Origin of the sequence: Stutzerimonas decontaminans (assembly GCF_000661915.1) — a bacterium.
GTDB classification, from domain to species: Bacteria; Pseudomonadota; Gammaproteobacteria; order Pseudomonadales; family Pseudomonadaceae; genus Stutzerimonas; species Stutzerimonas decontaminans.
The window spans coordinates 16,176-29,377 of the sequence record NZ_CP007509.1 but is presented as its reverse complement, the minus strand read 5'-3'; the positions used below and the strand labels follow the sequence as shown (position 1 = coordinate 29,377).

General features: G+C 64.6%; 13 protein-coding genes. 9 read left to right on the top strand and 4 right to left on the bottom strand.

The window, feature by feature from the left end; all coding sequences use genetic code 11:
- Window positions 1-22: 22 nt before the first annotated feature.
- Window positions 23-940 carry an oxygen-dependent coproporphyrinogen oxidase gene (gene hemF, locus UIB01_RS00135; RefSeq protein ID WP_038655714.1) on the bottom strand — a complete coding sequence of 306 codons (918 nt, stop codon included), beginning with the start codon at window positions 938-940 and terminating at the stop codon, window positions 23-25.
- A gap of 152 nt (window positions 941-1,092) precedes the next feature.
- Here hemF and UIB01_RS00130 point away from each other — a divergent pair, with 152 nt between their 5' ends.
- Window positions 1,093-2,070, top strand: a complete 978-nt coding sequence (locus UIB01_RS00130; RefSeq protein WP_038655712.1) for an NADPH:quinone reductase — start codon at window positions 1,093-1,095, stop codon at window positions 2,068-2,070.
- A gap of 51 nt (window positions 2,071-2,121) precedes the next feature.
- On the opposite strand, the gene tsaC is transcribed toward UIB01_RS00130, so the two are convergent.
- From tsaC to UIB01_RS00115, 3 genes are all read right to left on the bottom strand, one after another.
- Window positions 2,122-2,679 (bottom strand): L-threonylcarbamoyladenylate synthase type 1 TsaC, encoded by a 558-nt coding sequence (tsaC, locus tag UIB01_RS00125; RefSeq protein WP_038655710.1) that lies wholly within the window; start codon window positions 2,677-2,679, stop codon window positions 2,122-2,124.
- Window positions 2,680-2,889: 210 nt separating this feature from the next.
- Window positions 2,890-3,987 (bottom strand): DNA-processing protein DprA, encoded by a 1,098-nt coding sequence (gene dprA / locus UIB01_RS00120; RefSeq protein WP_038655708.1) that lies wholly within the window; start codon window positions 3,985-3,987, stop codon window positions 2,890-2,892.
- 87 nt (window positions 3,988-4,074) lie between these two features.
- Window positions 4,075-5,100, bottom strand: a complete 1,026-nt coding sequence (locus tag UIB01_RS00115; protein ID WP_038655706.1) for a LysM peptidoglycan-binding domain-containing protein — start codon at window positions 5,098-5,100, stop codon at window positions 4,075-4,077.
- 148 nt (window positions 5,101-5,248) lie between these two features.
- Here UIB01_RS00115 and def point away from each other — a divergent pair, with 148 nt between their 5' ends.
- The 8 genes from def to ehuA all read left to right on the top strand — a co-directional run bounded on the left by def (window position 5,249) and on the right by ehuA (window position 13,132).
- Window positions 5,249-5,755 carry a peptide deformylase gene (def, locus tag UIB01_RS00110; protein WP_038655704.1) on the top strand — a complete coding sequence of 169 codons (507 nt, stop codon included), beginning with the start codon at window positions 5,249-5,251 and terminating at the stop codon, window positions 5,753-5,755.
- 209 nt (window positions 5,756-5,964) lie between these two features.
- Window positions 5,965-6,909 carry a methionyl-tRNA formyltransferase gene (fmt, locus tag UIB01_RS00105; protein WP_038655702.1) on the top strand — a complete coding sequence of 315 codons (945 nt, stop codon included), beginning with the start codon at window positions 5,965-5,967 and terminating at the stop codon, window positions 6,907-6,909.
- Window positions 6,906-8,225 (top strand): 16S rRNA (cytosine(967)-C(5))-methyltransferase RsmB, encoded by a 1,320-nt coding sequence (gene rsmB / locus UIB01_RS00100; RefSeq protein WP_038655700.1) that lies wholly within the window; start codon window positions 6,906-6,908, stop codon window positions 8,223-8,225. The genes fmt and rsmB overlap by 4 nt, the downstream gene beginning before the upstream one ends.
- Window positions 8,226-8,299: 74 nt before the next feature.
- On the top strand, window positions 8,300-9,673 hold the full coding sequence (gene trkA, locus UIB01_RS00095; protein WP_011911269.1) for a Trk system potassium transporter TrkA: 1,374 nt from the start codon (window positions 8,300-8,302) through the stop codon (window positions 9,671-9,673).
- Between the two features lie 334 nt (window positions 9,674-10,007).
- A complete protein-coding gene (gene ehuB, locus UIB01_RS00090) occupies window positions 10,008-10,865 on the top strand; it encodes an ectoine/hydroxyectoine ABC transporter substrate-binding protein EhuB (RefSeq protein ID WP_038655697.1) in 858 nt (285 codons plus the stop codon).
- 121 nt (window positions 10,866-10,986) lie between these two features.
- On the top strand, window positions 10,987-11,646 hold the full coding sequence (gene ehuC / locus UIB01_RS00085) for an ectoine/hydroxyectoine ABC transporter permease subunit EhuC (protein ID WP_038655695.1): 660 nt from the start codon (window positions 10,987-10,989) through the stop codon (window positions 11,644-11,646).
- Window positions 11,643-12,302, top strand: a complete 660-nt coding sequence (gene ehuD / locus UIB01_RS00080; protein WP_038655693.1) for an ectoine/hydroxyectoine ABC transporter permease subunit EhuD — start codon at window positions 11,643-11,645, stop codon at window positions 12,300-12,302. The genes ehuC and ehuD overlap by 4 nt, the downstream gene beginning before the upstream one ends.
- A complete protein-coding gene (ehuA, locus tag UIB01_RS00075) occupies window positions 12,299-13,132 on the top strand; it encodes an ectoine/hydroxyectoine ABC transporter ATP-binding protein EhuA (protein WP_038655691.1) in 834 nt (277 codons plus the stop codon). Before ehuD ends, ehuA begins: the two co-directional genes overlap by 4 nt.
- The last annotated feature ends 70 nt before the right edge of the window (window positions 13,133-13,202 follow it).

Below are 13,202 nucleotides of genomic sequence, written 5' to 3'. Positions count from 1 at the left end.
TGGGTGCAGATAGCAGTCGAAGTCAGGGCTGCTCGGCGAGCCAGTCGCGGTCCTGCAGGAAGTATTCGGTGAGCCGCGCTTCCGGCGTGCCCGGCTCGGGATGCTTGTCATAGCCCCAGGCCACTTGCGGCGGCAGCGACATCAGGATGGATTCGGTACGCCCGCCCGATTGCAGGCCGAACAGGGTGCCGCGGTCATAGACCAGGTTGTATTCGACGTAGCGGCCGCGGCGCAGCAACTGGAACTGCCGCTCGCGCTCGCCGAACGGCGTGGCCTTGCGCCGCTGGACGATGGGCAGGTAGGCGTCGAGGTAGGCATCGCCCACCGCACGCATGAAGGCGAAACTGGTGTCGAAATCCCACTGGTTCAGGTCGTCGAAGAACAGCCCGCCGACCCCACGCGGTTCATGCCGGTGCTTGATATGGAAATAGCGATCGCACCACTCCTTGTAACGTGGGTAGACCTCGGCGCCAAACGGCGCGCAGGCATCCCGCGCGACCCGGTGCCAGTGCACGCAGTCTTCCTCGGCGCCGTAGTAAGGCGTCAGGTCGAAGCCGCCGCCGAACCACCAGACCGGCTCCTCACCTTCCTTCTCGGCGATGAAGAAGCGCACGTTGGCATGGGACGTGGGCACGTAGGGGTTGTGCGGATGGATCACCAGCGACACACCGAGTGCCTCGAAGCCGCGCCCGGCCAACTCCGGCCGATGCGCGCTGGCCGACGGCGGCAGGCTGTCGCCATGCACATGGGAGAAGTTCACGCCGCCTTTCTCGATCAGTGCGCCGTTCTCGATCACCCGGGTCCGCCCGCCGCCGCCACCCGGCCGCGTCCAGGCATCCTCGGCGAAGCGCGCGCCGCCGTCTTCGGCCTCCAGCGCAGCGCAGATGCGGTCCTGCAGATCGAGCAGATAGGCTTTGACGGCTTCGGTCCTGTCGTTCACGAAATCACCTTGCGAAAGACCGCTCGCAGCCCGCGGGGCGCGATTGAGCGGTGCTTGAAACGGGGTAGGCCGGCAAGCATAGCATCCAGCCGATTGACGAACGCAGCCCCGGCAGGTTGGATAGGCGCTCTGTCAAAGACCAGGAGCCAGACATGTCCCAGCGCATCCAATTCAGCCAGCACGGCGGTCCCGAAGTCCTGGAACAGGTTGATGTACCGCTCAGCGCGCCGGCCGCAGGCGAAGTGCGGGTGCGCAACCACGCCATCGGTCTGAACTTCATCGACACCTATTTCCGCAGTGGCCTGTATCAGCCGCCAAGCCTGCCATCCGGGCTGGGAACCGAAGGTGCCGGCGTGGTCGAAGCGGTCGGCGAGGGCGTGCAGCACCTGCAGCCTGGCGACCGGGTCGCCTATGCCACCGGCCCGCTCGGCGCCTACGGCGAACATCACACGCTGCCGGCGCGGCATCTGGTCAAACTGCCGGATTCGATCAGCTTCGAGCAGGCGGCCGCAGTGATGCTCAAGGGCCTGACCTGCCAGTACCTGCTGCGCCAGGTCCACCCGTTGCAGGCCGGCGAAACCGTGCTGTTCCATGCCGCGGCCGGCGGCGTCGGCTCCATCGCCTGTCAGTGGGCGCGCGCACTGGGCGCGCAATTGATCGGCGTGGTCGGCTCCGCGGAAAAGGCCGAGCGGGCCAAGGCCCTGGGCGCCTGGGCTACCATCGATCGCACCCGTGAAGATGTAGTGCAGCGTGTACTGGAGCTGACCGAAGGCAAAAAATGCCCGGTGGTCTACGACTCGGTAGGCAAGAACAGCTGGGAAGTTTCCCTCGATTGCGTCGCCCCGCGCGGCCTGCTGGTGAGCTTCGGCAACGCCTCCGGCGCGGTCACCGGGGTGAACCTGGGTGTGCTGGCGCAGAAGGGTTCACTGTTCGTCACCCGACCGATTCTGGCTGGCTACGCCGATACGCCGGAGAGGCTGCAGGCCATGGCCGACGAGCTGTTCGAAATGATCGGCAGCGGCAAGATCCATGTCGAGATCGGCCAGCGCTATCCTCTCGGCGAAGCAGCCGAAGCCCAGCGCAAGCTGGCCGCGGGGCAGACCACCGGATCGACCATCCTGCTGCCTTGACGCGGTGACGGCTGCCGCTAAAGGCAGCCGCGCAGCCGTCGATTCGCCGGCTCAGGCCGGACGAATCACTTCGCCCGTGCGCAGATCGCGGATGACGCTAGGGTTGCGCCGTCCCCCCAGCGGGCCGGTGAACACCGCGTCGAGCTGACGGGGGAAATACTGCTCGACCCGCAGCCGCGAGCGCGCTGCGGGACGGCCGGCAGGGTTGGCAGAGGTCGATACCAGCGGCCCGGTCAACGCACACAGCCGTGTGACCAATGGATGATCGGTTACCCGCAGGGCCACGCTGTCGTGCCGCCCGGTGATCCACTCCGGCAGCCGGCCGCGATGCGGCACCAGCCAGGTGTTCGGCCCTGGCCAAGTGCCGGCCAGGCGATCGAGCCAACGCTCGGGCAGGTCGTCCAGCAGGAAATCGAACTGCTCGACGGCGTCGGCAATCAGGATCAGGCCCTTCTCCACCGGCCGTTCCTTGAGCGCCAGCAGACGCATCACTACGTCTTCATCCCAAGGGTCACAGCCAACCCCCCAAACCGCTTCGGTCGGGTAGGCGATTACTCCGCCAGCGCGAACCACCCGCGCCACCTGCTGCACACGCCAATCGCCGATCATGCCGACCTCTGCCTGGATGAAAAAGCGGCAGTGTACCCAAGGCAAATGTCGTCGAGCAGGGGGCCGCGCAACTGATTCGCTACAGGCCGCAACAGAACCGCCCGATATCCGGACATCGTCCAGCCCCCCTGACGGCCTGCGACCTGGTTCGACGAATGACGTACCGCAGCCGGGCGCAGGCTCAGCCACAACCGTCGCCGCGAACCCCCGCTAGCGGGTAATTACCGACCACAACCCGTTCTCGCAGGCAACCTTGCCCTCGACTTCCAGTTCGGTGAGTTGCGCCAGTACCTGCCCCAGCGGCTGTCCGAGCGCCATGGCCAGCGCTTCGCTGCTGCGCGACGCCGCCAGCAATTCGCGCAGCAGCGGATTGCCCGGCTGCGTCGACTTCGGCGTGTCATCGGCCAGTGGTTCGACCTGCTGCCAACCGCGCAGGGCTTCGAGCACATCCTCGACCGACTCCACCAGCGCAGCGCCCTGGCGAATCAGCTGATGACAACCACGGGCACCGGGGTGGTGGATCGAGCCGGGAATCGCATACACCTCGCGACCCTGCTCGGCAGCGAGTCGCGCGGTAATCAGCGATCCACTGGACGGGCTTGCCTCGACCACCAGCACACCCAGCGACAGGCCACTGATGATGCGATTGCGCCGCGGAAAGTTGCTCGCCTGTGGCGGGCAGTCCAGCGGCAGCTCGGACACCAGCGCACCGCCTCCCTCAACGATCTGCCGCGCAAGGCCGGCGTGACGCTGCGGATACAGCCGTTCGAGACCGGTGCCCAGCACTGCGACGGTTCTGCCGCCGGCATCCAGTGCACCCTGGTGCGCAGCGCCATCGATGCCCAGCGCCAGCCCGCTGGTGATGACGAAGCCGGCACCGGCCAGGCTGCGGGAGAAGGCCCAGGCGTTGTCCAGGCCATTGCGCGAGGCGCGACGACTGCCGACCATCGCCAGCTGCGGCCGCTCGAGCAACGTCGGGTCGCCGGCAATGAACAGCAGCGGCGGGGCATCTGGCAGCTCGGCGAGCAAGGCGGGGTAGCTCGGATCGTCCCAGCAGAGCAGATGCCGGTCGGGCTGCTCCAGCCAGGCGAGGGCGGCGCTGGCACGCTCGCGGATTTCGGCACTGCGTCGCGGCTCGGCACAGCTTGCCGGCAGCCCCAGCGAGCGCCAGGCACTGGCTGGCGCGCTCAGCGCCGAAGCGGCATCCGGAAAGGCACTGACCAGTTTGCGCAGACGACGCGGACCGAGCTCGGGCAGCAGATGCAGACGCAACCGGGCTTCGAGCTCGGCAGGAGAAATGGCGGGCATGGGCGAGCACTCCTTGTCTCGTGGCACCGCATCCTTACGGTGCTATCGCAGCATGAAAAAGCCCCGCGTTTGCGGGGCTCTCTTGTTTCAGGGGTTACGGACCTTGTCCTTCACCGCCAGCGAACGGGTCGCCTGCAGCACCAGGCCATAGCTGAGCTTGTCGTAGGTACGGAACACCATCAGCAGACCGGAACGCTCATCCGGAATCTTCACGTTTTCGCCGGTCACACGATCACGCACGGTTTCGCCGGTCTTGTACACCGCCAGCACGTTGCCGTCCTTCAGGCCGTCGCGCGCCCCCTTGTTCAGCGTGACCACATCGAACTGGCCGATCTGGGTAACGCCACGCGGTACATCGAGAATCACGCCTTCGACATCGGTCGACGGCGCGCTGGGCATGAAGGTGGAGTTGACCGCACGCTCTTCACCCGGAAACAGGCGATCACCGATGCGCGCTTCCTGGGTAGTACGGGTCAGCTGCATGGTGGCGATGTCGCCCTCGATTTCGGCGATCTCGACGGTGCCGACGTCGTCGGCGTTGATGCCGAGGAACTCGCCACTGTCCGGATCGACGTAGGTCTTGCCCTGACGGAAGATGCCGTAGGCCGGCATGTTCGCTTCGAAGGCGCCGCGGCCGTAGATGCGATCGCCGGCACCGCTGATCACGCGCTCGGCATTGCCGGCGACGATGTAGGGAGCACCCTGGAACTGTTCGGCGGTGTCGATGATGCGGTTGCTCAGCAAAAAGCTGTTGATCGCTTCCAGCGGAATGGTCGGGATGGCTTCGGCCATCGGCGTGGTGCGCACGGTCGGCGACAGCTTGATGGTGCCGCGCGAGGCGCCGCGGTCGAGCACCAGACGCGGCTGACCGTCGACATAGACCAGGCTCAGGGTGTCACCGGGGTAGATCAGATGAGGATTGGCGATCTGAGGGTTGGCATGCCACAGCTCCGGCCATTTCCACGGCTCGCGCAGAAAGCGGCCGGATATGTCCCAGAGTGTGTCGCCCTTCACCACGGTATACCGCTCCGGGTGATTGTCCTTGAGCTGCACCGCAGCCTGGGCGAGCCCGCCTACGGCCACCAGCAGCAGGGCGAGTAGTGATTTCCTCATGTGGTGAATCCCTTTATTATGTGCCTTCACGTAAAGCGCCCTAGCGCCGCGGAACCCTTTTGGATCGCGGCATTAAGCCGTTTTCCATGCTGCTCGGCATCTTAGCAGCGGCTTTTGACTTTATTCCATAAGTGCATCACAAACGCATATGGCCATTCTGAACATCCTTGAATTTCCCGATCCGCGGCTGCGCACCATCGCCAAACCGGTGGATGTGGTCGATGACGAGCTTCGTCAGCTGATCGACGACATGTTCGAGACCATGTACGAGGCTCCAGGCATCGGCTTGGCCGCGACGCAGGTCAATGTGCACAAGCGCGTGGTGGTGATGGACCTGTCCGAAGACCGGTCGGAGCCGCGGGTTTTCATCAACCCCGAATTCGAATCGCTGACCGACGAGATGGACCAGTACCAAGAAGGCTGCCTGTCGGTCCCGGGCTTCTACGAGAACGTCGATCGCCCGCAGAAGGTGCGGATCAAGGCGCTGGATCGTGATGGCAAGCCTTACGAGATGGTTGCCGAGGGTCTGCTCGCGGTGTGCATCCAGCACGAATGTGATCATCTCAACGGTAAGCTGTTCGTCGACTATCTCTCCAGTCTCAAGCGCGATCGGATCAAGAAGAAGCTGGAAAAGATCCACCGCCAGCAGGCTTGATTCCCGAACCTCAAAGGCTTGCTATACGGGCTGAGTGAAAACGCCGCGAGCGAAGGTTAGGCAAGGACTAGGCGTCCCCGCAAAACAGGCGAGGAAGCGGAGTTTACGGGTTGTAAATGAGCATTCCGAGCCTGGTTTTAACGCAGCATTAACCGAGCGCAGCAGTTTTCAGTCGCCTGTGCCGCAAGCCTTTTTCTTAGCGAGCCCCCATGACCCAACCCTTGCGCATCGTTTTCGCCGGCACCCCGGAATTCGCCGCCCAGCACCTGCAGGCCCTGCTCGACGCGGGCAAATCGATCGTTGCCGTCTACACCCAGCCGGATCGCCCCGCCGGTCGTGGGCAGAAGCTGATGCCCAGCCCGGTCAAGCAGCTCGCGGTGCAGCACGGCATTCCGGTGTTTCAACCGCAGACCCTGCGTGACCCGGCGGCGCAGGCGGAACTGGCAGACCTGCAGGCGGACCTGATGGTGGTGGTCGCCTATGGCCTGATCCTGCCGCAAGCGGTGCTCGACCTGCCGCGCCTGGGCTGCATCAACAGCCATGCCTCGCTGTTGCCGCGCTGGCGTGGTGCCGCACCGATCCAACGAGCGATCGAAGCTGGCGACAGCGAATCCGGCGTCACCGTGATGCAGATGGAAGCCGGCCTGGACACCGGGCGGATGCTGCTCAAGGTCCATACGCCAATATCCGCCGACGACACCGGCGGCACGCTGCACGACCGTCTCGCCGAGCTCGGCTCGCAGGCAGTGGTGCAAGCGGTCGATGCCCTGGCCGACGGTACGCTCGCAGGGGAAGTGCAGGACGATAGCCTCGCCACCTACGCCCACAAGCTCAGCAAGGACGAGGCGCGCATCGACTGGGCTCGCCCGGCGGTCGAGCTGGAGCGGCTGATTCGCGCCTTCCATCCCTGGCCGATTTGCCACAGCACGCTTGCCGGTGAAACTTTGAAAGTACATGCCGCGCAGCTGGCCGGAGGGCAGGGCGAGCCCGGCCATATCCTCGAAGCGAGCAAGGAAGGGCTGACCGTTGCCTGCGGCACAGGCGCCCTGCGTCTGACTCGCCTGCAACTGCCCGGCGGCAAGCCGCTCGGCTTCGGCGACCTGTACAACAGCCGCCGCGAGCAGTTCGCCCCCGGCCTGGTGCTCGGTCAATGAACCCGCGCCTGGCCGCGGCCCGTGCGCTGAGCGTCGTGCTCTCCGGCAAAGCCTCGTTGGGCAGCAGCCTGCCAGAAGTGCTGGGCAAAGTGGACGCCCGCGACCGCGGCCTGACCCAGGACCTGGCCTTTGGCACCGCGCGCTGGCATCCGCGCCTGGCAGGTTTGGCCGACAAGCTGCTGCAGAAGCCGTTCAAGGCTGCCGATCGCGATGTCGAAGCCCTTCTGCTGGTCGGTCTGTATCAGCTGTTCCATACCCGCATCCCGGCCCATGCCGCCATCGGCGAAACCGTCGGTTGCGTCGACAAGCTGAAGAAGCCCTGGGCCAAGGGCCTGCTCAATGCCGTGCTGCGCCGTGCCCAGCGCGAAGGCGAAGCGCTGCTGGCTGAACTCGAACATGACCCGGTGATCCGCGTCGCCCATCCGCGCTGGCTGCAGAAGGCGCTCAAGGCGCACTGGCCGGAGCATTGGGAAGCCATCTGTGCGGCTAATAATGCCCATCCGCCGATGATGTTGCGGGTCAACCGCCGTCAGGTCAGCCGCGACGGATACCTGGCCGAGCTGCAAAGCGCCGGTATCGAAGCTCATCCCTGCGAATTCAGCGAGGACGGCATCCGCCTGGTTGCGCCGTGCGACGTGCATCAGCTGCCGGGCTTTGCCGAAGGGCGGGTCAGCGTGCAGGACGAGGCCGCACAGCTGGCCGCCTCGCTGCTCGACCTGGCGCCGGGACAGCGTGTGCTGGACGCCTGTTGCGCACCGGGCGGCAAGACCTGCCACCTGCTCGAACGCGAGCCGCAATTGGCCGGACTGGTTGCGCTGGATCTGGAACCCAAGCGTCTGGTGCGAGTTCGTGAAAACCTCGATCGTCTGCATTTACAGGCCGAACTGGTCGCCGACGATGCCCGCGCCACCGAACGCTGGTGGGATGGCAAGCCGTTCCAACGCATCCTGCTCGACGCACCCTGTTCGGCCACCGGCGTGATCCGCCGCCATCCGGACATCAAGCTGACCCGCCAGGCCGATGACATTGCCCCCCTTGCTGCACTGCAGGGCGAGATGCTCGATGCGCTGTGGCCGACCCTGGAAGTCGGCGGCGTACTGCTCTATGCCACCTGTTCGGTGCTGCCGACCGAAAATCGCGAGGTGATCGGCGCCTTCCTCGAACGCACGCCGGGCGCGCGCGAGCTGGATCTGCCGGGCAGCTTCGGCCTTCCGCAGCCGCACGGACGCCAGTTGCTGCCGCAGGAGAACGGCCACGACGGCTTCTACTATGCCAAGCTGATCAAGATCGCGGCGCAACCACGTGGTCATAAGTAAGCCGAAGCCGGGCAAGCCCGGCTCGACCTCAACATGGAAGCGGCGGCTTTCACCCGCCTCTCAGGAGTGATCGCGTGAAGATCATCATTCTCGGTGCCGGGCAGGTCGGTGGCACTCTCGCCGAACACCTCGCCAGCGAAGCCAACGACATCACCGTGGTAGACACTGACGGTGACCGCCTTCGCGATCTTGGCGATCGCCTGGACATCCGCACCATTCAGGGCCGCGGCTCGTTTCCCACGGTGCTGCGCCAGGCCGGAGCCGACGACGCCGACATGCTCGTGGCGGTGACCAACAGCGACGAAACCAACATGGTCGCCTGCCAGGTTGCCTACACGCTGTTCCACACGCCGACCAAGATCGCCCGAGTGCGCGAGGCGGCTTATCTGGTGCGATCGGGCCTGTTCAACAACGAAGCCATTCCGGTGGACGTGCTGATCAGTCCCGAGCAGGTGGTCACCAACTACATCAAGCGCCTGATCGAACATCCCGGCTCGCTGCAGGTGATCGACTTCGCCGGCGGCAAGGCGCAGCTGGTCGCGGTGCGTGCCTACTACGGCGGCCCGCTGGTCGGCCAGGAGCTACGCCAACTGCGCCGCCACATGCCCAATGTCGATACCCGCGTGGCAGCCATCTTCCGCCGCAACCACGCGATCCTGCCCCAGGGCGACACGGTGATCGAGGCCGATGACGAGGTGTTCTTCATCGCCGCCCGCGGCCATATTCGCGCGGTGATGAGCGAAATGCGCCGGCTCGACGAGAACTACAAGCGCATCGTCATCGCCGGTGGAGGGCATATCGGCGAACGGCTGGCCGAAGCCATCGAGAGCCGCTACCAGGTCAAGATCATCGAGATGAACCCGGCACGCTGTCGCTACCTCTCCGACACACTGGACAGCACCATCATCCTGCAGGGCAGCGCTTCGGACCGCGATCTGCTGGTCGAGGAGAACATCAACGAAGCGGACGTCTTCCTCGCGCTGACCAACGACGACGAGGCCAACATCATGTCCTCGCTGCTGGCCAAACGCCTCGGCGCGCGCAAGGTGATGTGCATCATCAACAACCCGGCCTATGTCGACCTGGTCCAGGGTGGCGAGATCGACATCGCCATCAGCCCGCAGCTGGCTACCATCGGTACGCTGCTGACCCATGTGCGCCGCGGCGACATCGTCAGTGCGCACTCGCTGCGCCGCGGTGCAGCAGAAGCCATTGAGGTGATAGCCCATGGTGATCCGCGCTCGAGCAAGGTCGTTGGCCGTGCCATCGAACAGATCGCCCTGCCGCCGGGCACCACCATCGGCGCGGTGATCCGCGACGATCAGGTGCTGATCGCTCACGATGACACGCGCATCGAATCCGGCGACCACGTCATTCTGTTCCTCGTGGACAAGAAGCACATTCGCGACGTGGAACGGCTGTTCCAGGCTGGCCTGACCTTCTTCTAGACCGCCGCGTCGCCAGACAAGCGACCCGCCAATTGGCGGGTCGTTTTGTTTTATCAATCAGCAAATCCTGTTTTTCATTTACTTACGCTTTTCAGCATTCCTTCCAATCGCATCCATTCGAGCCAGATGCCTTCTGATTTCCAATTTATGGCCATCTTTTGTAACCTCCTGGCTTGCCGCACGCCGACGCCTTCGATTGAAAACGGCTATCGTCTTTCGGTTTAACGGCACCATATCGCGCCGAATGCGCTCTTAACCTGAGCATGAGCAATGCCCCTCCTAGACAAATAACGATCCGATTCCTCGGGTCTCTACAAGGAACAGGAGAAACTCCATGAGGAACAGCACCATCACGACAAGCTCCCGCCGGCTCCTGATCGCCTGCGCCGCCCTGGCCAGCATCGGTTTCGCCAGCCTGACCCAGGCCGATACCCTGGAAAAGATCAAGGACAGCAGCAGCGTCCGCATCGGCTACGCCAACGAAACCCCCTTCGCCTACACCGCTCTCGACGGCAGCGTCACCGGCGAATCGCCAGAAATCGTGCGCAAGGTGTTCGAGCGCATGGAGATCGACACCATCAAACCGGTGCTCACCGAATGGGGCTCGCTGATCCCAGGCTTGCGCGCCGGGCGCTTCGATCTCATCGCCGCCGGCATGTACATCACCCCTGAGCGCTGCAAGCAGGTGTTGTTCACCGATCCGCACTACCGCCTGCTCGACACTCTGCTGGTGGCCGAGGGCAACCCGAAGAACCTGCGCAGCTACGAAGACATCGCCAACAACCCCGCGGTGAAGATCGCCATCATGTCCGGCACGGTGAACCTCGGCTACGCGCGCAAGGCCGGCATCAAGGATTCGCAGATTCTGCAGGTCCCGGATACCACCTCGCAGCTGCAGGCCGTGCGCAGTGGCCGCGCCGACGCCGCCATCGGCACCCAGCTGACCATGAAAGGGCTGGCGGACAAGGCCGGCGACGATGTCGAAGCCATCGCCGACTTCAAGGACGACCCGTCCCGTGCCGGTTATGGCGCGCTGGCGTTCCGTCCGCAGGACAAGGCGCTGCGTGACGCGGTCAATGCCGAACTGAAGCAGTGGCTGGGCAGCGAGGAGCATCTGAAGACCATCGAGCCGTTCGGCTTCGATCGCTCCAACGTCACCGACAAGACTGCCGCCGAACTCTGCGGCGCCTGAAGCCCGTCGGGGCGGCTGGTTGGCGCCGCCGACCCACCGCCCCGCCTGTGAACGCTGACCAAGGCTGCGCCGCTGTTTGCGCAGCCTCGCTCAGCGCTCCGGAAAACCGGATAGCGCCATCATGATCGAACTGCTTCCTCTGCTGCTGCAGGGTGCCTGGATCACCGTGAAGGTGACCTTCTTCGGCTCCCTGCTGGCGATCGCCTGCGCGCTGATCGCCGCACTGGCACGGCTCTCGCCAGTGGCGCCGTTGCGCTGGCTGGCCATCACCTATATCGAGGTCTTCCGCGGCTCGTCGCTGCTGGTGCAGCTGTTCTGGCTGTATTTCGTGCTGCCGATGCCGCCGTTCAATGTCGAGATGAGCGCCTTCGCCGTCGCCGTGGTCGGCCTGGGCCTGAATATCGGCGCCTACGGGGCCGAGGTCCTGCGCGGTGCGATCCGCTCGGTGCATCAGGGCCAGCATGAGGCCTGCCAGGCACTGAACATGACGCCACTGACACGCATGCGCCGAATCATCCTGCCCCAGGCGCTGCTGGCGGCGATTCCGCCGGGCACCAACCTGCTGATCGAGTTGCTGAAGAATACCTCGCTGGTTTCGCTGATTACCCTGTCGGATCTGGCCTTTCGCGCCCGTCAGCTGGATCAGGCGACGCTGATGACCATGGAGATCTTCGGCCTCGCACTGGTGATCTATTTCGTCCTGGCCCAGGCGATCAACTTCGGCATGCGCCAGCTGGAACGCCGGCTGGCCCGCGGGCGGATGCGCGGAGGCCTGTCATGAATTTCTTCGATTGGGCATTCGCCCGCGAGATCCTGCCGCGCCTGCTGGATGCCTCGCTGACGACCATCGGCATCGCCCTGGCCGGCTTCGCCATCGCCGTGGTGCTCGGCCTGTTCCTCGCCATCGGCCGGCGCAGCCGCCTGCGCTGGCTGTCCTGGCCGATCACCGGGCTGATCGAGTTCATCCGCAGTACACCGCTGCTGATCCAGGTGTACTTCCTGTTCTACGTGTTCCCCAACTACGGCCTCAATCTCAGCGCCATGCAGGCGGGCATCATCGGTATCGCCCTGCACTACGCCTGCTACACCGCAGAGGTCTACCGCGCCGGCCTGGACGCGGTGCCCCGTTCGCAGTGGGAAGCCGTCACGGCGCTGAACATGAAGCCCTGGACCGCCTACCGTGACGTGATCCTGCCGCAGGCCTTGCGCCCGGTACTGCCGGCGCTGGGCAACTACCTGATCTCGATCCTCAAGGACACGCCCGTTCTTTCGGCGATCACCGTGGTGGAAATCATGCAGCGAGCCAAGAACATTGGCTCCGAGAGTTTCCGCTACCTGGAGCCGATCACCATGGTCGGCATCTTCTTCCTCATTCTCAGCCTCGGCCTCGCCTGGTGCGTGCGTCGTCTGGAGAACCGCATGGAGCTGGCCCGATGAATACCTCGATGCACTCAGCAGCAACCCTCAACCCGACGGCCGAATCGGCGCCAGCACAGCCGATGGTGCGTTTTGCTGGTGTGACCAAGCGCTACGGCGAGCTGACCGTACTCGAAGGGTTGGACCTCGATGTGCACGAGGGTGAGAAGGTCGCCATCATCGGACCCAGCGGCTCGGGCAAATCGACGCTGCTGCGGGTGCTGATGACCCTGGAGGGCATCGACGAGGGCGTGATCGAGGTCGACGGCGAGCCGCTGACCCACATGCCCGACGCCCGCGGCCAGTTGGTTCCGGCCAATGCCCGTCACCTGCGACGGGTGCGCGGCAAGGTCGGCATGGTGTTCCAGAGCTTCAACCTGTTCCCGCACATGAATGCCCTGCAGAACGTCATGGAAGCGCCAGTACAGGTGCTTGGCCTAAACAAGGCCGAAGCCCGCGAACGCGCCGAAGAGCTGCTCGCCATGGTCGGTTTGGAGGATAAGCTCGAACACTTCCCGGTCCAGCTCTCCGGGGGCCAGCAGCAACGCGTGGCGATTGCCCGCGCACTGGCGATGCGGCCCAAGGTGATGCTGTTCGACGAAGTGACCTCGGCGCTGGACCCGGAGCTTTGCGGCGAAGTGCTAAACGTTATCCGTCGTCTCGGCGAGGCGCACAACCTGACGATGCTGATGGTCACCCACCAGATGGGGTTTGCCCGCGAGTTCGCCGATCGGGTGTGCTTCTTTCACCAGGGCCGGATTCACGAGCAGGGCAGTCCGGACAAGCTGTTCAACAATCCGCAGGAAGAACGCACCCAGGCGTTTCTCAGCGCGGTCAACGAAGCCCACTGATTGCACCGATCTTTCATGCGCAGCACGCCGGATGCGAGGGCACCAGCTAAGACCATTGGCGTATGCTGGT

Coding starts and splice junctions, on each gene's coding strand:
- UIB01_RS00115 (WP_038655706.1), bottom strand. CDS start 5,100: ATGAGGAAATCACTACTCGCCCTGCTGCTGGTGGCCGTAGGCGGGCTC.
- ehuC (WP_038655695.1), top strand. CDS start 10,987: ATGATCGAACTGCTTCCTCTGCTGCTGCAGGGTGCCTGGATCACCGTG.
- dprA (WP_038655708.1), bottom strand. CDS start 3,987: ATGCCCGCCATTTCTCCTGCCGAGCTCGAAGCCCGGTTGCGTCTGCAT.
- ehuD (WP_038655693.1), top strand. CDS start 11,643: ATGAATTTCTTCGATTGGGCATTCGCCCGCGAGATCCTGCCGCGCCTG.
- tsaC (WP_038655710.1), bottom strand. CDS start 2,679: ATGATCGGCGATTGGCGTGTGCAGCAGGTGGCGCGGGTGGTTCGCGCT.
- def (WP_038655704.1), top strand. CDS start 5,249: ATGGCCATTCTGAACATCCTTGAATTTCCCGATCCGCGGCTGCGCACC.
- fmt (WP_038655702.1), top strand. CDS start 5,965: ATGACCCAACCCTTGCGCATCGTTTTCGCCGGCACCCCGGAATTCGCC.
- rsmB (WP_038655700.1), top strand. CDS start 6,906: ATGAACCCGCGCCTGGCCGCGGCCCGTGCGCTGAGCGTCGTGCTCTCC.
- UIB01_RS00130 (WP_038655712.1), top strand. CDS start 1,093: ATGTCCCAGCGCATCCAATTCAGCCAGCACGGCGGTCCCGAAGTCCTG.
- ehuB (WP_038655697.1), top strand. CDS start 10,008: ATGAGGAACAGCACCATCACGACAAGCTCCCGCCGGCTCCTGATCGCC.
- ehuA (WP_038655691.1), top strand. CDS start 12,299: ATGAATACCTCGATGCACTCAGCAGCAACCCTCAACCCGACGGCCGAA.